We start from the raw sequence: 19,792 nt of genomic DNA on the forward strand, positions 1-19,792 counted from the left end.
TGGAGGACGACCTACTTCCCGCTGGAGATGCCGGTCACCTTGACCTGGGTCAGCGGCTGGCGGTGACCCTGGCGCTTGTGGTAGCCGGTCTTGTTCTTGAACTTGTGGATCCGGATCTTCGGGCCCTTGGTGTGCGCGGCGATCTCGCCGGACACCGCGACCTTGGCGAGCTTCGCCGCGTCGGTCACCAGGTCGTCACCGTCGACGAGGAGCACCGCGGTGAGCTTCACCGCGTCGCCGGGGGCACCGGCGAGCTTCTCGACCTCGATCACGTCGCCCTCGGCGACCTTGTACTGCTTGCCGCCGGTCTTGACGATCGCGTACATCGGAGGCGGACTCCCTGTCGTTGAGGCTGCTGGCGTCTATTGCACCGTTGCCGGCTGTCACACCGTCGACGGTCGTTCCCACGGCGTCTCGCCGGGAGCCGTGACACCGGCGGCGCGGGCACGCGGGAACTCGGCACACCAAAGTGCGCCGCAGGCAAGCCTACGCCATACCCGGGCCGCCGCCCAAACCGGGCTGCCGGTCGGTGCCTCTCCGCCCGGCCCGGCGGGCACGACAGGGCCCCCGCCCCGCCTTCTCCCGGCGGATCGAGGGCCCTGTTCGCGCAGGTCAGCGCCGTAAGACCTTACGGCCGGGTACGCCGCCGGGCGCCACCACGACGCGCCCGCCGGCGCGGGGCGCCGCTGTCGTCGTCGCTGTCACCGTCACCGATCGCGTCCGGGTCGTCGGCGGCGGCCAGCCGGGCCGAGTCGCCCTCCTGGCTGTCCGCGACCGCCGGGGCGGCCGGCGTGCCCGTCTCGAACCGGGACAGGTCGTAGCCCTGGGTGTCGTAGTAGTCGTCGTCGTTCTCGACCACCTCGGCGACGGTCCGCTCCGGCGCGACCGGTGCGGCCGGCGGCTCGGCGGCGGCCTGCGCGGCCGGCTGCTCCGGCGCGGCCTCCACCGCGGGCTTCTCCGCGGCGGCCTTGCGGCCCCGGCGGCGGCCCTTCTCCTCGGCCGGCGCGGCGACCGCCGAGGCGACCGCCTTGACCTTCTCCCCCGCCCCGCCGCGCGGCTTCTCCGGCACCGGCTCGGTGTGGATGATCACGCCCCGGCCCTTGCAGCACTCGCAGGTCTCGCTGAACGCCTCCAGCAGGCCCGCGCCGATGCGCTTGCGGGTCATCTGCACCAGGCCGAGCGAGGTGATCTCGGTGACCTGGTGCTTCGTCCGGTCCCGGCCGAGGCACTCGGTGAGCCGGCGCAGCACCAGCTCCCGGTTCGACTCCAGCACCATGTCGATGAAGTCGATCACCACGATGCCGCCGAGGTCACGCAGCCGGAGCTGGCGCACGATCTCCTCGGCCGCCTCCAGGTTGTTGCGGGTGACCGTCTCCTCCAGGTTGCCCCCGGAGCCGGTGTACTTGCCGGTGTTGACGTCGATGACCGTCATCGCCTCGGTGCGGTCGATCACCAGCGAGCCACCCGACGGGAGGAAGACCTTCCGGTCCAGCCCCTTGAGGATCTGCTCGTCGATCCGGTACTCGGCGAACACGTCCGCCACCCCGGCGTGCCGGCGCAGCCGCGCCACCAGGTCCGGGGACACGTGCGACAGGTACGACTCGACCTCGCCGTACGCGGACTCGCCCTCGATGACCAGCTCGCGGAAGTCCTCGTTGAAGAGATCCCGGACCACGCGGATGACCAGGTCCGGCTCCTCGTAGAGCAGCACCGGGGCGCCACCCTCGGTCGACTTGGCCTGGATGTCCTCCCACTGCGCCTGGAGCCGCTTGACGTCGCGCGCCAGCTCGTCCTCGCTGGCGCCCTCGGCCGCGGTCCGGACGATCACCCCGGCGCCGTCCGGCACCAGCTTCTTCAGCACGTCCCGCAGGCGCTTGCGCTCGGTGTCGGGCAGCTTGCGGCTGATCCCGGAGGCGTTGCCGTTCGGCACGTAGACCAGGTGCCGGCCGGAGAGCGCGATGTGGCTGGTCAGCCGCGCGCCCTTGTGCCCGATCGGATCCTTGGTCACCTGCACCAGCACCGAGTCGCCGGAGCGCAGCGCCTGCTCGATCGAGCGGGCCCGGCCCTCCAGGCCGGTGGCGTCCCAGTTGACCTCACCGGCGTACAGGACCGCGTTGCGCCCGCGCCCGATGTCGACGAAGGCCGCCTCCATGCTCGGCAGCACGTTCTGGACCTTGCCCAGGTAGACGTTGCCGGCCATGGTGCCGGACGAGTTCCGCGTGACGTAGTGCTCCACGAGCACGCCGTCCTCGAGCACGGCGATCTGGGTGCGGTCGCCGCGCTGGCGGACCACCATCACCCGGTCCACCGCCTCGCGACGGGCCAGGAACTCCGACTCGCTCAGGATCGGCGGCCGCGTACGCCGCTGCTCGCGGCCGTCCCGGCGGCGCTGCCGCTTGGCCTCCAGCCGGGTCGAACCGGAGACACCCTGCACCTCGTCGACCGGCTTGCGCGGCTCACGGATCTTGACGACGGTCGGCACGCCGTCCTCGGCGGCGGTGTCCGCCTCGCCGGCGCCCCGGCGGCGACGACGGCGACGGCGGCGGGTCATCCCCTCGCCCTCGGCCTCCTCGTCCTCCGCGGACTCCTCGGCCTCGCCCTCGGCGGTCTCGGCCGCGCCGGACTCGTCGATGTCCTCGTCGTCGGCGTCGTCCGCGCCGCCCTTGCCCCGGCCACGACCCCGGCGGCCCCGGCGGCGGCGACGGCGGCCCGCAGCCGTCTCGTCGTCCTCGTCCGCCTCGGCTGCCTCCTCGGCCTCGGCGGCCGGCTCCTCCTCGGCGACCTCCGGCTCGACCTCGGCCTCGACCGGCTCGACCTCACGGCGGCCGCGACGGCGGCGCCGGCCGGTCTCGACGGCTTCCTCGATCGGCTCCTCCGCCGCCGGGTACGTCACCTGGACGGCCGGTGCCTCGTCGGGCTGCGGCGCCATGAACAGGACGGTCGGCGCGGAGAGCGCGGCACGACGCCGGCGGCCGGTGGCCGGCGGCGTCTCGGCCGGCTCCTCGGCCGCGCGCGGCACTGCGGCGCCGGTCGACACCACGCCCGTCGCGTCCGCCGGGCCGCCGCTGCGGGCCAGGTTGACCTCTTCGGTACGCGCAGCCGCGGCGCTCGCGTCCGCAACGCTCTCGGCCTCGGCGTCCTCGTCCTCGACGTCCCCGACGTCCTCGCCGGTGGTCTCACCGACGCCGGCCGTGCCGCCGGTGACCGCCGCGCCGCCCGTGCTCACCTTGCCGCCGCGCGTGGCCTTGTTTTCGCTGGTGGCAGCCTTGTCTCCGGTGGCGGTCCGGTCGCCGGCGGTGGCCTGGTCGCCGGCGGCGGTCCGGTTGCCCCTGGCGGTGCGCCGGCCGGCGGTGCGCTCGCCGGTGGGGGTCTGCCCTGCAGCCTCCCCGGTGGCGGCTCCGCCCGTGACGGCTCCGCCCGTGGTGGTCTCGCCCGTGGTGGTCTCGCCGCCGTCGATGTCGGCGCGTCCCTCGGCGATCAGGTCGCCCCCGGGCGCGGAGACCGGCCCGTCGATCACCCCGTCCGCGGGGGCCTGCCCTGCGGCGGTCTCGTCCGGCGCGACCGTCTCGGCGGCCGGCGGCGTGGCCTTGCGGCGACGGGTCCGGGTCACCTTGACCGGCGGCACGACCTCCTCCGAGGCGGCCTCCACCCCGGCCGCGGCCACCGGCTCCTCGACCGCCTTCGCCGGCGTCGCCTTACGACGCCGCCGGGTGGTCTTCGGCGCGGTGTCCAACTCGCCGGCCACCGGCGCGAGCACCTCGGCCTGCGGCGACTCGCCGCTGCCGGTCACCGTCGTGGACGCCTCGACCGGCGCGTCGGTCTGCTCCGGCTGGTTCAGCGGAGCGGCCTTGCGGCGGCTGGCCCGCTTACGGGCCGGCGGCTTGGTCTCGGCGACACCTTCCGCGGTGGCGCCGCCTTCCACGGTGGCGCCAGCTTCCCCGGTGGCGACACCTTCCGCGGTGGCGCCGTCGGCGCTGCCGGAGGAGGCACCCTCCGTGCGGGCGGAGGCGGTTGTGTCAGCGCTGCCGGAGGCGGTGGCGGCGCTGTCGGCGGTCGTCCCGGCCGGCTCTGCGCCGGTCCGTTCGCCGCCCTCGGGCTCGTTCTCGAGCATGGACGTTCTCCAGTTCTGGCCGCCCCGGGCGCGGGTGAGCGCTGCCACGCAGGGTTGCCGCAAAGGTGTTTCCGCCGGGCACGCAAACGCGCGACCGCCGAAGTCTGCCTGCCAGAGCGTTGACCGACGGTCAGCGCTCTCCGATGGTTGCCCCGTCGCGATCCGCGTCCAACGGATCGACGATCTCGCCCTGCGCGGTCAGCGTGCCCTGCGCCAGCCGGATCACCTTCGGGGTGACCGGCGGCTCCAAGGCGGCCACCGCGCGGAGGCCGGACAGGACGTCATCGGGCCGAACGGACGGGGTGACCTGCCGCACGACCAGTTCGAGTATCGCACACGGTACGGCCGCCGCCCCGGAAGGCGTCTCAGCCGGAGCCATGGCATCGATCGATACCACTGCCGCTCGGGCGTCGAACGTACGCCGCCCCTGCTTGGTCATCCGCTCGACCTGGATCTCCTCGGCGGCGGTGAAGGCGGCCACCGCCTCCGCGAGCACCTTCGGATCGACCTCGGGCAGCTCGATCCGCCAGTACGACGCCTCGATCCGGTCCGCCAGGCTGCCGCCGGCGGCCTCCACCGCCTCGAGCACGTCGAGCCCGGGCGAGAGCGCGGCGTCGAGCGACTCACGCAGCCGCGCCGGGTCGACCGGCTCACGGAGCCCGATCTCCAGGTACTCGGCCTCGCTCGCCACACCCGTCGGCGCGGCCGAGGCGTACGAGATCTTCGGGTGCGGAGTGAACCCCTGGGAGAAGGCGATCGGTACGCCCGCCCGGCGCAGCGCGCGCTCGAAGGCCCGGGCGAAGTCCCGGTGCGAGGTGAACCGCAGCGGCCCACGCTTGGCGTACCGGATACGGATCCGCTGGACGACGGGGGCCTGGCCGCCCTCGGGTTGAGGCTTTCTGGCGATCGTGAGCTCCTCGGCTGTGCCTGCGTATCGGTCTCATCCTGACGCAGCGCCCACCACGCTCCACACCCGGGGCCACCCCACCCACCCCAAACCCACCCAAACCCCAGCCCTTCCCGGCAACCGGCGAGGCTCCCCGCCCCGTGATCAAGGACTTGACGTCCAGATCCGCCGCTCCAAAGCCCACAAACCCCTTGATCACCGAGCACAGCCGGCCGGACGGCCGGGGCACGGCGGCCGGACGATCATGAGGTTGGCGGTGCGATTGGAGATCGACAACGCCGTCAACTTCATGATCAACGGGGTGGGCCGGGTGGGGTGGGTGGGGTTGGCCTGGTGGGTGGGGTGGGTGGGGTGGGTGGTCAGGGGCGGGGGTCGTGGGGTGGGGTGGGCTGCTGGGGTGGGGGTGGGTAGGCGCCCCCGCCGGGCTGGGGGTAGCCGCCTGTGCCGGGCTGGGGGTAGGCGGCGCCCGGTGTGGGGCCGGTGCCTGCGCCGGGTTGGGGGTGTCCGCCCGGGTGGGCGTACCCGCCCGGGTGGGCGTAGGCGGCGGGTGCCGGGTGGCTGCCGGGAGGGCCGTAGCCGGACGGCGGAGCGGCGGCATAGCCGGCCGGGACCGGCGGGCCCTGCCCGTTGCCGTCCATCCGATCCAGCGCCTCGTCCGGGATCGAGCCGGCCCGGGCCAGTTCGCGCCGGTGACGGCGGCGGTTCCAGATCAGGAACACCACGAGCGCCAGCAGCACCACGAGCGCCACCGCGACGCCGATGCCGATGACCATCACCTGCTGGTCGGAGGGGCCGCCGCGGTCGCCGTACTTGGTCACGTCGAAGTTGTCGTCCTCGGCGGCGGCCGGTGGCGCGGACGCGCTCGGCGCGGCGGCCCCGAGCAGCGGGTTCGCCGACACCGACGGCACGTCGGCGGTGAGTGCCGCCACCGGGTCGATCCGGCCGAAGCCGAACCGCGGGTCCCGGCCGGGCGGGCCGGCGTCCCGGGCGGTACGGATGATCCGGTTGATCACGTCGGACGCGGAGAGCTTCGGGTACTTCGACCGGATCAGCGCCGCGACGCCGGAGACGACGGCGGCGGCGTCGGAGGTGCCGTCCCCCCAGCCGTAGCCCCGGTCCGGGCCGATGTTGTAGACCTCGTCGCCGGGTGCGGCGATCACCGCTTCCGGCCCCTGGGCCGAGCCGGACCAGAAGCCCCCGCCCCGGACCGTGCCGGTAACCGCGATCACGCCGGGGATCTTGGCGGGTGAGACGACGTCCGGGCCGGCCGAGCGGACGTTGCCGGCGGCGGCGACCACGACCACGTCGCGCTCCAGCGCGTACCGGATCGCGGCCGCCTCGCTCTCGTCCACGGCCCCGGCGCCGCCGTACGACAGGTTGAGCACCTTCGCCCCGCCGTCGACGGCCATCCGGATGCCGGTCGCGGAGTCGTCCTTGGTGGCCGCCGCGCCGACGGGCTTCCGGACGGGCAGGATCCGGGCGTCGGGCGCGATGCCGACCACCCCGGTGCCGTTGGCCGCGATGATCCCGGCCATGTGGGTGCCGTGGCCGTCCGGATCCCGCCGGCCGTCACCGGAGTCGCGGGTGCTCCCACCGGCCAGGACCTGGCCCCGCATGTCGGGGTGCCCGGCGTCGACGCCGGTGTCCAGCACGCCGACGACGACGCCCCGCCCGGTGGAGATCTGATGCGCCCGGTCGATCCGCAGCTCGTCCAGGTACCACTGCTCGGCGCGGCGCGGAGCGGCGACCGCCGGCTGGGCGGCCCCCAGCAGCATCAGTCCGGCAAGCAGACCGGCCGCCACCGGCCGGAGCGCGGCGACGTGCACCTTCATCCGTCCGTCCTCATCGCAGGATGCCCGGGGACGCACCGTCACCGGTGCCCCACGGATCGTCGTCCTCAGTCAACCATGACGAGTGCTCCGCAGCGCCGCCGCCGTGCCCGGCGCCGCCGTGACCACCCATCATTCCGCCGCCCATCATCCCGGCGCCGGCCATCCCGCCGCGCACGCCGCCCGCACCGCCCGGTCCCGCCGCGGACGCGGCCTTCAGCGCGCTGGCCGCGCTGGTCAGTGGCGGAACCTTGCCGTTACCGCCGCCGACCATGCCGGGCAGGCCGCCCATGGCCATGCCGCCTGCCGCGCCGATCCCGCCACCGCCGATCCCGCCGGCCGCGCCCAGGCCGGCGCCACCGCCGCCGAAGCCGCCGCCACCGGCACTCAGTCCGCCCGCGCCACCGCCGCCGCCCAGACCGAGCGTGCCCGGTCCACCCGCGGTGATCGTGCCGGGCCCGCCCGCGCCGGCCAGACCGCTGCCGTACTCCGGGCTGCCCGAGCCGGGCGCGCCGCCGAGCTCGGGGATCCCCCCGGTGCCCGGCGGGGTGTAGGAGCCGCCGCCGGGGATGCCGCCGCCGGGCACACCGGTGCCCGGAGGCGTGAACGAACTGCCACCGGGCGTGCCGCCACCGGGGATGCCGGTGCTGCCCAGGGACGGCATCGGGCCGCCGCCGGGCATTCCACCGCCGGGCATTCCACCGCCGGGCGCGCCGCCACCCGGCAGGCCGCCGCCGGGCACACCCGACGGGGGGACCCGCGGGTCGCCGCGGTAGCCGTCACCCAGCTCACTGTCGGTGGGGCGGGGTACGACCAGCTTGGGACGCTCGGCCTCGACCGCGGCCGGCAACGGCGACATCGCCTTGTTGGCCGCCTGCTGGTTGTCGCGGTACCAGTTGTCCAGGTGCGACTTGGTGTCCCACCAGCCGCCCCGCTTCTGGTCGCTGGCGTTGCCGTCGATCTTCATGGTGGCTTCGAGGTCGTCGGCCTTGTCGCGGAACGCGCCGTCGGCGTAGAGCGCCTGATTGCCCTGGTAGTCACTGCGCAGCGCGGCCAGGAAGCCGGACTGGCTCTCGCCGTCGCGGGCGTCGTCCAGCTCGGTGCCGCCGGGCAGGCTCCACTCGTTCCAGCCGAAGTTGTCCATCAGCGGGATCGGGATGCTCGCCACCGCCGTACGGATGTCACCCTCGATCCGCGTCAGCGCGCCACTGACGTTGCTGGCGTGCGTGATGAGTTCCTCGATCTCCTTGCCGATGTCGCCGAGGTGCTCGCGGTACGCGTCGCCGCCGCTGCCCTTCCAGCCGGCGAGCATCCCGGGCAGGCCGCCGGTGTGCGGGCGCTCCTGCCCGGCCGCGATCGGGCCGACGAACGAGCGACCGACGAGCGAGTCGCGCAGGTGGCCGAGCGCGGTGGAGAGGTTCTTCCAGCCCGCGCCGACCGATCCGACGGTTTCCGGGTCCGCCGAGAGCGTCACCTCACGGACGCAACGCTCCCAGGTGCCTCCTGCCATGACCGTCTCCCCCTCAGGCCGTGTACGGGTAGGTGGGCTGCTGCCCGGCGTCCGGCGGCGGGGCCGCGGACTCCAGCAGCCGCTCGATGTCCTTGCCGTTGGCCGCGTTGCGGGCCTCGGCGTCGCGGAACGCCTTGGCGATGTCCTGTGTGCCCTGCTTCAGGCCGGCCAGCTTCATGGAGATGGCCTTGAGGTGGGCCTCCATGCTGGCCGTGGACGTGGTCAGCGCCTGCCACTGCATCCGGGCGTCCTCGTACGCGCCGAACGGGGTGCCGTTGGGCACCGTCTGCGCGTTGCCGCTGTCGCCCTTCATCCGCTCCTTGATGCGTTCCATCTCCCAGCCGATGGTGTCGTCGACGTACTGCTTGAGACGCTCGACGTACTCCGCTGCGGCGTCCAGATCCTCGACGCTGACGTGCAGATCGCCGGTGTCCGGCGGATTGATGCCCATCCTGACTGTCCTCCCCGCTGCCGGCCCCGGCCGGTCCACTACGGACGCAGCGTATCGAGGAAGGACCAGTCGGGGCACCCCCGCCCCACGTATCGCGACGGTCACCGGGAAAAGACGACGGAGCGCGGGAACCCGGTCGGGTTCCCGCGCTCCGGTGCGTGCCGGTGGCCTCAGCCCTGCGCGGCGGCGGGCAGCTTCAGGCCGTTGACCGGGGTCAGCGGCAGCAGCTTGCGGCCGGTCGGGCCGATCTGGATCTCGGTGTCCATGGACGGGCAGACGCCGCAGTCGAAGCAGGGCGTCCAGCGGCAGTCGTCCTGCTCGTACTCCGACAGGGAGTCCTGCCAGTCCTGCCAGAGCCAGTCCTTGTCGAGGCCGGAGTCGAGGTGGTCCCAGGGCAGGACCTCCAGCTCCTCGCGCTCGCGGGTGGTGTACCAGTCGAGGTCCACCCCGTACGCCGGCAGCACCTCGGCCGCGGCGTCCACCCACCGCTGGTACGAGAAGTGCTCGCTCCAGCCGTCGAACCGGCCGCCGTTCTCCCAGACCTTGCGGATCACCGCGCCGACCCGGCGGTCGCCCCGGGACAGCAGGCCCTCGATCAGCGACGGCTCGCCGTCGTGGTAGCGGAAGCCGATCGCCCGGCCCAGCGAGCGGTCGCTGTTGATGGCCTGCTTGAGCAGCTTGAGCCGGCCGTCGATGACCTCCGGCCGCTCCATCGAGGCCCACTGGAACGGGGTGTGCGGCTTCGGCACGAACCCGCCGATGGAGACCGTGCAGCGGATGTCCTTGGATCCGGTGGCGGCGCGGCCGGCCCGGATCACCTCGTGCGCCATGTCGGCGATCTCCAGGACGTCCTCGTCGGTCTCGGTGGGCAGGCCGCACATGAAGTAGAGCTTCACCTGCCGCCAGCCGTTGGAGTAGGCGGTGACCACCGTACGGATGAGGTCTTCCTTCGACACCATCTTGTTGATCACCTTGCGGATCCGCTCCGACCCGCCCTCGGGGGCGAAGGTCAGACCGGTCCGGCGCCCGTTGCGGGACAGCTCCTGGGCCAGGTCGATGTTGAACGCGTCCACCCGGGTCGACGGCAGCGACAGCGAGACGTTGGTGCCCGCGTACTGCTCGGCCAGGCCGGAGCACATGTCGCCGATCTCGGAGTGGTCGGCCGACGACAGCGACAGCAGGCCCACCTCGTGGAAGCCGGAGAACTCCAGCCCCTGCTGCACCATCTGGCCGACGGTGGTGATCGAACGCTCCCGCACCGGGCGGGTGATCATGCCGGCCTGGCAGAAGCGGCAGCCACGGGTGCAGCCCCGGAAGATCTCCACCGCGTACCGCTCGTGCACCGTCTCGGCGAGCGGGACCAGGGGCTTCTTCGGGTACGGCCAGGCGTCCAGGTCCATCGTCGTGCGCTTGTGCACGCGGAACGGAACGTCCGGGCGGTTCGGCACGACCCGCTGGATCCGCCCGTCGGGCAGGTAGTCGACGTCGTAGAAGCGCGGCACGTAGACGCTCTCGGTCCGGGCCAGCCGCAGCAGCAGCTCGTCCCGGCCGCCCGGGGAACCCTCCGCCTTCCACTCCCGGACGATGGCGGTGATCTCCAGCACCGCCTCCTCGCCGTCGCCGAGCACCGCGGCGTCGACGAAGTCGGCGATCGGCTCCGGGTTGAACGCGGCGTGCCCGCCGGCCACGATCACCGGGTCGGCGTCGGTGCGGTCGGCGGCGAGCAGCGGGATGCCGGCCAGGTCGATCGCGGTGAGCAGGTTGGTGTAGCCCAGCTCGGTGGAGAACGAGACGCCGAACACGTCGAAGTCGCGCACCGGGCGGTGGGCGTCGACGGTGAACTGCGGCACGCCGTGGGCGCGCATCAGCTTCTCCAGGTCGGGCCAGACCGCGTACGTCCGCTCGGCCAGCACGTCGGGCAGCTCGTTGAGCACCTCGTACAGGATCTGCACGCCCTGGTTGGGCAGGCCCACCTCGTAGGCGTCCGGATACATCAGCGCCCACCGGACGGTCGCGGCGTCCCAGTCCTTGACCACGGCTCCCAGCTCTCCACCCACGTACTGGATGGGCTTGGTCACCTGCGGCAGCAACGGCTCCAGCCGGGGCCAGACCGAGTTGGCGGCGGCGGGACGCGGGGTCGTGGACGGGGCACTCATGATGCCCAAGCGTACGCGGTGTCCCCGCCCTGTTCCGCGCCCGCGCCCGTGTCCGCCGCGTTGATCAAGGAGTTTGCGGACTCCCCCGCGCTCCCACCGGACACGAACTCCTTGATCACCGGAGTGAGGGCGGGGAGCGGGGCGGGATTCGTCCCGGGTGGCGGGGCGGTACTAACCTCGCAACGGGCCGAGAGGAGACAGCCGCGATGCCGCAGCCGCAGCCGGGGGCGGACCGGCCGGCCGACGGGGCCGAGATGCCGTCCGTCACCGAGCCGGCGACCGCCGTCGACACCGAGGACGCCACCGGCGCCTCGGCTCCGGCGTCCCCGTCCGGCACGCCGGAGGCCACCGACGACCGGACCTCCGACGGGGTGTCGGCCGACCAGCCGTCCGACGCCGCCGACGGCAGACCGCACGACGGTACGCCGCACCGCCGGCCGTCCGCCGCCGCGCCCGACGAGCAGCCGCACCGCACCGAGCCCGGTGACCGGTCATCCGACGACGAGGTGCAGGACCTGCCGCCCGCCGCCCCGGCCGCGCAGAGCCCGGCGGCCTCGGCCTCCGACGCGCAGCCGACGCCCGCACCGGCCGACCCGGCAGGACAGGCCGCACCGGCCGACCCGGGCGAACCGACGGAGCCAGGCGAGTCGGCGCGGCAGGACGAACCAGTCGAACGGTCGGGGCACCCGGCAGACCCGGGCGCCACCGCCTCGCTCGACGGTGCGAAAACGCATCCGTCGGCGGGAGCAGCGACCGGCGACGCCGAATCGCCCAGCCGGGCCGCACCGACGACCGACGCCGCGGACGCCGCCGGCAACACCGGAGCGACGGCCGCCGACACCGAGGCGCCGACCGCCGACGCCGGGACGCCGGCCGGCACCGACGCCACCCCGCCCGTACCGGTCACCCGGGCCCGGGGTTCGGCGGCGGTTCCCGGCCGCACCACGCCCGTCCCCACTCCGCGGACAGGGCGCCGGCCGGATCCGACCCGCATCGACCTCGCGCCACAGCCGCACCAGGCGACGGCCACCCCCGATCCCACCCGGGTCGAGAACACCCCGGATGCCACTCGCGTGGAGAGCACACCCGACCCGACCCGGGTCGAGGCGCCCGCGCCCCGCTGGAGCGGTTCCGCAGCCGTCCCCCCACCGCCGCCGCGCCGCCCCGCCTGGGGTGAGTCCGCCGAGCCCACCCCGGTGCCGCCGCTCGCGTCACCGGAACACGCGACGCCGGTCGACCCGTGGGCGGGGGTGGACACCACCGGCTGGGAGCTGCACGCGCCGGAACTGCCGCCGCCCACGCCGACGCTGCCGTACACCGCGCCCTGGGCCGTGCCGGACAACCCCCACCCGGCCCACCCGGCCCCACCGGCGGCCCACCCCGCCCACCAACCGGTGCCACCGGCTCATCCCGCGCCGCCCGCGGCCCGGCCGGTCTCGCCGCCGCCGCACAGCCCGCCGTACCCCGGACCGGCCCGGCCGGTCTCACCGCCGCACCACCCCGGCCCGCCGGCCGCCCGCCCGCTGCCGCCGCCGGCGCCCGTCGCGCCGCCGGCGAAGCCGGGCCGGCCGCCGAAGCAGCGCCGGGGCAAGGCCGGGCCGCCTGCCGCGCCGCCGGGCTGGCAGCAGCCGCCCAAGCGGACCCGCCGCCGGCGCCGCTGGCCCTGGGTGCTGCTGCTCTCCGTGGCCTGCTGCTGCGGCCTCCCGCTCTGGTGGTTCCAGCCGATCTCCAGCCAGTACCCGGCCAGCGCCACCCTCCCGGACCAGATCGACTCGATGCGGCTGCGCCAGGACGACAGCAGCAGGGCCGCCGCCGAGGAGCTGAAATCCCGGGTACGGGAGACCAACCTGCTCGCCGAGGACACGTTCGCCGGCATCTACAGCACGAGTGACGGCAAGCGGGTGACGTTGTTCGGCAGCACCGGCCTGCGGTTCAGCCCGGAGTCGGACGCCAAGTCGGAGATCGAGCGCCTCGCCGGGGACTACGCCCTGCAGGAGTCGGTGGTGGTGGACACCGGCGTACGGGGTCGCCACGAGCGATGCGCCGTCGGCCGGGCGGACGGCGACTCGGTGGTGGTCTGCGTGTCGGCCGACCACGGCAGCCTCACCACCGGCGTGTTCACCCGGCTGTCGGTGGACGACAGCGGGCGGCTGCTCAACGACCTGCGTCAGCGCGTGGTGGTGCCGAAGTCCTGACCGCTCAGGCGGTCGGCTCGCCGCCGGTCTGGTCGCCGGTGGCCGCCTGGTCGGCGCGCTTCGGGGCGTAGCGCGGGACGTACTCCTGGCCGCTGAGCTTCTGGATCTCGGCCATCATCTCGTCGGTCATGGCGCGCAGCGAGGTGCGGTCGTCGGGACGGCCGGTGAAGTCCAGCGGCTTGCCGAACTTGATGGTGATCTTGGCGCGGCCCGGTCGCGGGATCCGCGTGCCGATCGGCTGGGCCTTGTCGGTGCCGGTCACGCCGACCGGGATGATCGGCACGCCGGCGGCGATCGCCAGCCGGACGGTGCCGGTACGCCCGCGGTAGAGCCGCCCGTCCGGGGAGCGGGTGCCCTCCGGGTAGACGGCGACCAGGTCACCGGCCTTGAGCACCGGGATCGCCGCGTCGAACGCGGTGAGCGCGGCCCGGCCGCCGGCCCGCTCGACCGGGATCGCGCCCAGGCCGGTGAGCACGAACTTGGAGAAGCCGCCCTTGAGCCCGGTGCCCTTGAAGTACTCCGACTTGGCCCAGAACGCCAGGTGCCGCGGCACCACGGTGCCGAGGAGCAGTTCGTCGGCGACGGAGAGGTGGTTGCTGGCGAAGATCGCGCCGCCGGTCGCCGGGATGTGCTCCAAACCCTCCACGTGCGGACGGAAGGCCAACCGGAGCGTGGGCGCCACGGTGAGCTTGCCGATGGTGTAGAGCAGGGGCACGGGTCCTCCGGCGGTCGTACGTGAAACAGGCGCTGTCACGGTAGCCGACGCGGCCGTCCGCCACCGAGCGGGTGGCTCGCAGTCCACTCGCTGGGGCCGGGCCCTCCTCCACCCGAGGGGGTGCAGGAGGGCCGGTCCGCTCACACCTTGCGGACCGTCACGGTCACGCGCTCGCCCTCGCCGGCCTCGCCGGTGAAGCCGTCGAGCCCTTCGGCGAAGTCGATGCTGTCGGCCAGCACCTCCCGGGCCACGAACCCGGTGTACGCGGCGACCGCCGCGCGTACCTCCTCGGAGGCGGAGACGGCCACCGTGATCCGGTCGGAGACGTCGAGGTCGGCGTCGCGGCGAGCCTGCTGCACGACCCGGACCACGTCCCGGGCCAGCCCTTCGGCGGCGAGTTCCGGCGTGACCTCGGTGTCCAGCACGACCACTCCCTCACCGCCGGGCAGCGGCGCGGAGTGCTCGGCGTCGGCGGCGACCAGGCGCAGCTCGTACTCGCCCTCGGCGAGCGTGACCCCGGCGGCGACCGGGGCGCCGTCGCGCAGCTCCCACTCCCCCGCCTTGACCGCCTTGATCACCTGCTGGACGGCCTTGCCGACGCGCGGGCCGAGCGCCCGCGGCACCACGGTGAGGACCTGCTGGCAGTACGCGGACACCTCGCCGGTGAGCACGACCTCCTTGACGTTCACCTCGTCGGCGACCAGGTCGGCGAAGGGCCGCAGCTGGTCGGCGACGGGCGAGGCCACTGTCAGCTTCGCCAGCGGCAGCCGTACCCGCAGGCCCTTGGCCTTGCGCAGCGACAGCGCCGCCGACGCGACCGCCCGGACGTTGTCCATCGCGGAGACCAGTTCGTGGTCGGCCGGGAACTCCTCCGCGGACGGCCAGTCGGTCAGGTGCACCGACCGCTCGCCGGTCAGCCCGCGCCAGATCTCCTCGGCGGTCAGCGGCGCCAGCGGCGCCACCACCCGGCACAGCGTCTCCAGCACGGTCCACAGCGTGTCGAACGCGTCCGCGTCGCCGGCCCAGAAGCGGTCCCGGGACCGGCGCACGTACCAGTTGGTCAGCGCGTCCAGGTAGGACCGCACCGTCGCGCACGCACCGGAGATGTCGTACGCGTCCATCTGCGCGCCGACGGTCGCCACCAGCTCGTTCGTCTTCGCCAGCACGTACCGGTCGAGCACGTTCGCCGAGTCCGTACGGCGACGCGCGGTGTGGCCGTCGGCGTTGGCGTACAGCGAGAAGAAGTACCAGACGTTCCACAGCGGCAGCAGCACCTGGCGCACCGCGTCCCGGATGCCCGACTCGGTGACCGCCATGTCGCCGCCGCGCAGCACCGGCGAGGACATCAGCATCCACCGCATCGCGTCCGACCCGTAGGAGTCGAACACGTGGTAGACGTCCGGGTAGTTGCGCAGGCTCTTGGACATCTTGCGCCCGTCCGAGCCGAGCAGGATGCCGTGGCTCAGGCAGTTGCGGAACGCCGGCCGGTCGAACAGCGCGGTGGCCAGCACGTGCATGGTGTAGAACCAGCCGCGGGTCTGCCCGATGTACTCGACGATGAAGTCACCCGGGTAGTGGTGCTCGAACCACTCGCGGTTCTCGAACGGGTAGTGCACCTGGGCGAACGGCATCGAGCCGGACTCGAACCAGCAGTCCAGCACCTCCGGCACCCGGCGCATCATCGACTTGCCCGTCGGGTCGTCCGGGTTGGGGCGGACCAGGTCGTCCACCGCCGGCCGGTGCAGGTCGGTCAGGCGTACGCCGAAGTCCCGCTCGATGTCGGCCAGCGAGCCGTAGACGTCCACCCGCGGGTAGTTCGGGTCGTCGGAGCGCCACACCGGGATCGGCGAGCCCCAGAACCGGTTCCGGCTGATCGACCAGTCCCGGGCGTTCGCCAGCCACTTGCCGAACGAGCCGTCCTTGATGTGCCCGGGCGTCCAGTTGATCTGCTGGTTCAGCTCGACCATGCGGTCCTTGAACTTCGTCACCGCGACGAACCACGACGACACCGCCTTGTAGACCAGCGGGGTGTCGCAGCGCCAGCAGTGCGGGTACGAGTGGGTGTAGGTGTCCTGCCGCAGCACCACCCCCCGCTCCTTCAGCTCCCGGATCACCGGCTTGTTCACGTCGAAGACCTGCTCGCCCTGGTACGGCGGCACCAGCGCGGTGAACCGGGTGTGGTCGTCCACGGTCACGACGGTGGGGATGCCGGCGGCGTTGCAGGTGTTCTGGTCGTCCTCACCGAAGGCGGGGGCCAGGTGGACGATCCCGGTGCCGTCCTCGGTGGTGACGAAGTCCGCGCCGAGCACCTGGTAGGCGTTCGGTCCGGCCGGCTCGACCAGGAAGTCGTAGAGCGGCGTGTAGCGGCGTCCGACCAGGTCGCGGCCGTACACGGTGCCGACCTGCTCGTACCCCTCCAGTTCCTTGGCGTACGCGCCGAGGCGCGCGGCGCCGACGACGTAGCGCTCGCCGTCGCGCTCCAGCAGCGCGTACTCGATGTCGGGGCCGACGGCGAGCGCCAGGTTCGACGGCAGCGTCCACGGCGTGGTGGTCCAGACGCCCACCTTGACCGGCCCGCGCAGCGGCTCCGGCGCGTTCTCGTCGGCGGTCAGCTCGAACCAGACGGTGAGCGTCGGGTCGTGCCGGTCCCGGTAGACGTCGTCCATCCGGGTCTCGGTGTTCGACAGCGGCGTCTCGCACCGCCAGCAGTACGCGAGCACCCGGAAGCCCTCGTAGACCAGGCCCTTGTCGTGCAGGGTCTTGAAGGCCCACATGACGCTTTCCATGTAGTCCAGGTCGAGCGTCTTGTAGTCGTTGGCGAAGTCGACCCAGCGGGCCTGCCGGGTGACGTACCGCTCCCAGTCGTGGGTGAACTCCAGCACCGACGTGCGGCAGGCGTCGTTGAACCGGGCCACGCCGAGGTCGAGGATCTCCGCCTTGGTGGTGATGCCGAGCTGCTTCTCGGCCACCACCTCGGCGGGCAGGCCGTGGCAGTCCCAGCCGAACCGGCGCTCGACGTGCTTGCCGCGCATGGTCTGGTAGCGCGGCACCACGTCCTTGACGTAGCCGGTGAACAGGTGGCCGTAGTGCGGCAGCCCGTTGGCGAACGGCGGGCCGTCGTAGAAGACGTACTCGTTCTCGCCGTTCCGGCCGGCGTCGCGGGCCTCGACCGACGCCTCGAAGGTCTTGTCGGCCGTCCAGTGCTCCAGCACCCGGCGCTCGACCGCGGGCAGGTCCGGGCTCGCCGGGACACCGGCGCCGGTCGGGTCGTGCAACGGATAGGCCATGGCCTGTCGCTCTCCCTCAGCAGCTCACTCGTCTGTGGTCTGCGAGGACGAGCCGAATCCGGTACGCCGTGACGGCGTACCGGGTGTGGCCCGCGGTACCACCCCGCTTGGCGGCCGAGGTGCGACCGCCCGCTCGTTGGCCGGCTGTGACGGGCCGTCCCGTCCGGTTCTACTGGGCCGGTCACCCGGCCGTTCTTCCGGAGGCTCACCGGTGATGGCCGGGTCGTCGCCTGTGCGTTCAAGCGTACTCGACCCCCCACCCACCGCGCCGCCGAGTATCTCCCGCCCCACCCCGCCCCACTTCTGCCCCGCCTCCACCCCGCCCCCACCCCGCCTCCGCCCCGTCGATCATGAAGTTGACGGCGGAATCGGAGATCCACATCGCCGCCAACCTCATGATCGACGAGGTCGGGCCGGGTGTCAGGCGGGACGCGACGGGGCCGGGAGGGTGGTGGTCCAGAGGGAGGCGCCGGCGCGGTCGCGCAGGTGGACCGTCAGGGCCGCCGACGGGCCGTCGATGGTCACCTCGCCGAAGTGCTGGAAGCCCTCGGCCGGGGAGGTGTTGGCGCGCGGCGGGGCGTGCACGAAGACCGCCTTCGGGCCGAACGTGCCGTCGAGCGCGTTCGGGCCGAACGCGCCGGCGTGCGCCGGGCCGGAGACGAACTCCCAGAACGGGCTGAAGTCACGCACCGCGGCGCGCGCCGGGTCGTAGTGGTGGGCGGCGGTGTAGTGCACGTCGGCGGTGAGGAACACCAGCCCGGTCACCCCGGCCCGGTGCGAGGCGCGCAGCACCTCGGCGAACTCCAGCTCCCGGCCGGCCGGCGCGCCGTGATCGCCCTGCGCGACACCCTCCTGCGCGGTGGATCCGTCCGGCACCACCACGCCGATCGGCAGGTCGTTGGCGATCACCTTCCAGGTGGCGCGGGACGCGCGCAGTTCCCGGATCAGCCACTCCCGCTGCGCCTTGCCGAGCAGCCCGCGGTTGCGGTCGGCGTACGTGTTGCCGTCGTTCGGGTCCTTGTAGGTGCGCATGTCCAGCACGAACACGTCCAGCAGCGGCCCGTACGACAACTTGCGGTACATCGGCCCGCCGGCCGGCACCGGCAGCCACTCGTGGAACGCCTGCCGGGCCCGGGCGGCGAGCACGTCCACCCGCTTCTCTCCGTACCGCTCGTCGGTCAGGATCTCCCCCGGGTACCAGTTGTTGACCACCTCGTGGTCGTCCCACTGGTTGATCTGCGGCACCTCGGCGGCGAACGCCCGCAGGTGCTCGTCGAGCAGGTTGTACGCGAACTGCCCCCGGTACTCGGCGAGCGTCTCGGCCACCTTGCTCTTCTCCGGCGTCACCAGGTTGCGCCAGGTGCGGCCGTCCGGCAGGACCACGCTCTCGGCCAGCGGCCCGTCGGCGTACACGGTGTCGCCGCTGCACAGGAAGAAGTCCGGACGGCGCTCCCGCATGGCCCGGAAGATCGCCAGGCCGTCGAAGTCGGGGCTGATTCCCCAGCCCTGCCCGACGATGTCGCCGGTCCACACGAACCGCACGTCACGCCGCTGGTGCCGCCCGGGGGCGGTGGCGAACGAGCCGGTCAGCGGCTCGCTGCACAGGCCGTGCCGGTCCAGGCTCTCCACCCGTACCCGGTAGTGCAGCCGCTCCCCCGCGGGCAGGCCGCGCAGCCGGACCTTGCCGGTGAAGTCGCCGGTCGGGTCGACCACCGGGCCGCGCACCAGGCGGGCGCCGCGCAGGTCCGGCCGACGGCTCACCTCGACCAGCATCCGGCCGGGCCGGTCCGCGCGGGTCCAGACCAGCGCCGAGTCGGCGGTCACGTCGCCGCTCTGCACGCCGTGGGTGAGCAGCGGTCGGCCGCCGGGCCGCAGGCCGGGTGCGGCGGGCGCGCCGGGCGCGCCGAGCAGCGCGCCGCCGGCGACTCCGGCACCGGCGACCAGGCCGGCGCGGAGCAGGGTACGTCGATCGATGTGCGTCATGGGTTCTCCCGGTCTCGGCAGTGTCGCCAGCCCGGTCTACCGGCCGCAGGTGGCCGGGAACTCCGGTCGAGGTGACCGGAACGTCAACGACGGCTGACGGCCCGGTCATGACCACCGTCACACCGCCGTGCCGTCACACCGCACCCGCCGTGCCCCGTCCTGTCCGCGTACCCGAACCTCAAGGAGGCGGCGATGAGCCGGATGGACATGGCGGCGGTGGCACCCGAGGCGTACCAGGCCGTGCTGGGCCTGGAGAAGTACGTCCGGGCGAACGTGGACCACACCGTGCTGGAGCTGGTGAAGCTGCGGGCGTCGATGCGCAACGGCTGCGCGTTCTGCGTGGACATGCACAGCCGCGAGGCGCTGGCGGCCGGTGAGGACAGCCGGCGGCTGTTCGCGGTCGCGGCGTGGCGCGAGGCCCCGTTCTTCGACGAGCGGGAGCGGGCCGCGCTGGCCCTCACCGACGCGGTGACCCGGCTCGGCGAGCACGGCGTGCCGGACGACGTCTGGGACGCCGCGGCGAAGGTGTGGTCGGAGAAGGAGCTGGCGGACCTGGTGATGGCGATCGCCACCATCAACGTGTGGAACCGGGTCGCCGTGACCTGCCAGACGCAGCCGCCGGCGTCGGTCTGACGGCTGACGCACGAC

The 19,792-nt window shown here is 73.5% G+C and carries 12 protein-coding genes; 2 read left to right on the forward strand and 10 right to left on the reverse strand.

What is annotated here, in order from left to right; translation table 11 throughout:
* Positions 1-11: 11 nt before the first annotated feature.
* From rplU to ACN27D_RS06430, 7 genes are all read right to left on the reverse strand, one after another.
* A complete protein-coding gene (gene rplU, locus ACN27D_RS06400; RefSeq protein WP_018787289.1) occupies positions 12-326 on the reverse strand; it encodes a 50S ribosomal protein L21 in 315 nt (104 codons plus the stop codon).
* A 302-nt stretch (positions 327-628) separates the two neighbouring features.
* Positions 629-4,111 (reverse strand): Rne/Rng family ribonuclease, encoded by a 3,483-nt coding sequence (locus tag ACN27D_RS06405; RefSeq protein WP_421498752.1) that lies wholly within the window; start codon positions 4,109-4,111, stop codon positions 629-631.
* Positions 4,112-4,241: 130 nt separating this feature from the next.
* Positions 4,242-4,961 (reverse strand): TIGR03936 family radical SAM-associated protein, encoded by a 720-nt coding sequence (locus ACN27D_RS06410; protein ID WP_393159668.1) that lies wholly within the window; start codon positions 4,959-4,961, stop codon positions 4,242-4,244.
* A gap of 416 nt (positions 4,962-5,377) precedes the next feature.
* Positions 5,378-6,850 carry a type VII secretion-associated serine protease mycosin gene (mycP, locus tag ACN27D_RS06415; RefSeq protein WP_421498753.1) on the reverse strand — a complete coding sequence of 491 codons (1,473 nt, stop codon included), beginning with the start codon at positions 6,848-6,850 and terminating at the stop codon, positions 5,378-5,380.
* A gap of 10 nt (positions 6,851-6,860) precedes the next feature.
* A complete protein-coding gene (locus ACN27D_RS06420) occupies positions 6,861-8,357 on the reverse strand; it encodes a hypothetical protein (RefSeq protein ID WP_421498754.1) in 1,497 nt (498 codons plus the stop codon).
* 13 nt (positions 8,358-8,370) lie between these two features.
* Positions 8,371-8,808, reverse strand: a complete 438-nt coding sequence (locus tag ACN27D_RS06425) for a hypothetical protein (RefSeq protein WP_091421868.1) — start codon at positions 8,806-8,808, stop codon at positions 8,371-8,373.
* Between the two features lie 170 nt (positions 8,809-8,978).
* Positions 8,979-10,964 (reverse strand): TIGR03960 family B12-binding radical SAM protein, encoded by a 1,986-nt coding sequence (locus tag ACN27D_RS06430; protein ID WP_120568476.1) that lies wholly within the window; start codon positions 10,962-10,964, stop codon positions 8,979-8,981.
* Between the two features lie 206 nt (positions 10,965-11,170).
* Here ACN27D_RS06430 and ACN27D_RS06435 point away from each other — a divergent pair, with 206 nt between their 5' ends.
* Positions 11,171-13,159, forward strand: coding sequence for a hypothetical protein (locus tag ACN27D_RS06435; protein ID WP_421498755.1), 1,989 nt, complete (start codon positions 11,171-11,173; stop codon positions 13,157-13,159).
* Between the two features lie 4 nt (positions 13,160-13,163).
* Here the strand turns inward: ACN27D_RS06435 and ACN27D_RS06440 are convergent, their stop codons facing one another.
* From ACN27D_RS06440 to ACN27D_RS06450, 3 genes are all read right to left on the reverse strand, one after another.
* On the reverse strand, positions 13,164-13,874 hold the full coding sequence (locus ACN27D_RS06440) for a lysophospholipid acyltransferase family protein (protein WP_358172202.1): 711 nt from the start codon (positions 13,872-13,874) through the stop codon (positions 13,164-13,166).
* Between the two features lie 140 nt (positions 13,875-14,014).
* Complete coding sequence (ileS, locus tag ACN27D_RS06445) at positions 14,015-17,161, reverse strand: isoleucine--tRNA ligase (RefSeq protein ID WP_121684779.1); 3,147 nt, start codon at positions 17,159-17,161, stop codon at positions 14,015-14,017.
* Positions 17,162-17,581: 420 nt separating this feature from the next.
* On the reverse strand, positions 17,582-19,144 hold the full coding sequence (locus ACN27D_RS06450; protein ID WP_421498756.1) for an alkaline phosphatase D family protein: 1,563 nt from the start codon (positions 19,142-19,144) through the stop codon (positions 17,582-17,584).
* 192 nt (positions 19,145-19,336) lie between these two features.
* Here ACN27D_RS06450 and ACN27D_RS06455 point away from each other — a divergent pair, with 192 nt between their 5' ends.
* Positions 19,337-19,777 carry a carboxymuconolactone decarboxylase family protein gene (locus ACN27D_RS06455; protein ID WP_120573616.1) on the forward strand — a complete coding sequence of 147 codons (441 nt, stop codon included), beginning with the start codon at positions 19,337-19,339 and terminating at the stop codon, positions 19,775-19,777.
* Positions 19,778-19,792 lie beyond the last annotated feature (15 nt).

Source organism: Micromonospora sp. WMMD1274 (assembly GCF_049179035.1).
In the GTDB taxonomy this organism is placed as follows: Bacteria; Actinomycetota; Actinomycetes; order Mycobacteriales; family Micromonosporaceae; genus Micromonospora; species Micromonospora tulbaghiae.

Coding starts and splice junctions, on each gene's coding strand:
- ACN27D_RS06455 (WP_120573616.1), top strand. CDS start 19,337: ATGAGCCGGATGGACATGGCGGCGGTGGCACCCGAGGCGTACCAGGCC.
- ACN27D_RS06430 (WP_120568476.1), bottom strand. CDS start 10,964: ATGAGTGCCCCGTCCACGACCCCGCGTCCCGCCGCCGCCAACTCGGTC.
- ACN27D_RS06425 (WP_091421868.1), bottom strand. CDS start 8,808: ATGGGCATCAATCCGCCGGACACCGGCGATCTGCACGTCAGCGTCGAG.
- ACN27D_RS06420 (WP_421498754.1), bottom strand. CDS start 8,357: ATGGCAGGAGGCACCTGGGAGCGTTGCGTCCGTGAGGTGACGCTCTCG.
- ACN27D_RS06435 (WP_421498755.1), top strand. CDS start 11,171: ATGCCGCAGCCGCAGCCGGGGGCGGACCGGCCGGCCGACGGGGCCGAG.
- ACN27D_RS06450 (WP_421498756.1), bottom strand. CDS start 19,144: ATGACGCACATCGATCGACGTACCCTGCTCCGCGCCGGCCTGGTCGCC.
- mycP (WP_421498753.1), bottom strand. CDS start 6,850: ATGAAGGTGCACGTCGCCGCGCTCCGGCCGGTGGCGGCCGGTCTGCTT.
- rplU (WP_018787289.1), bottom strand. CDS start 326: ATGTACGCGATCGTCAAGACCGGCGGCAAGCAGTACAAGGTCGCCGAG.
- ileS (WP_121684779.1), bottom strand. CDS start 17,161: ATGGCCTATCCGTTGCACGACCCGACCGGCGCCGGTGTCCCGGCGAGC.
- ACN27D_RS06405 (WP_421498752.1), bottom strand. CDS start 4,111: ATGCTCGAGAACGAGCCCGAGGGCGGCGAACGGACCGGCGCAGAGCCG.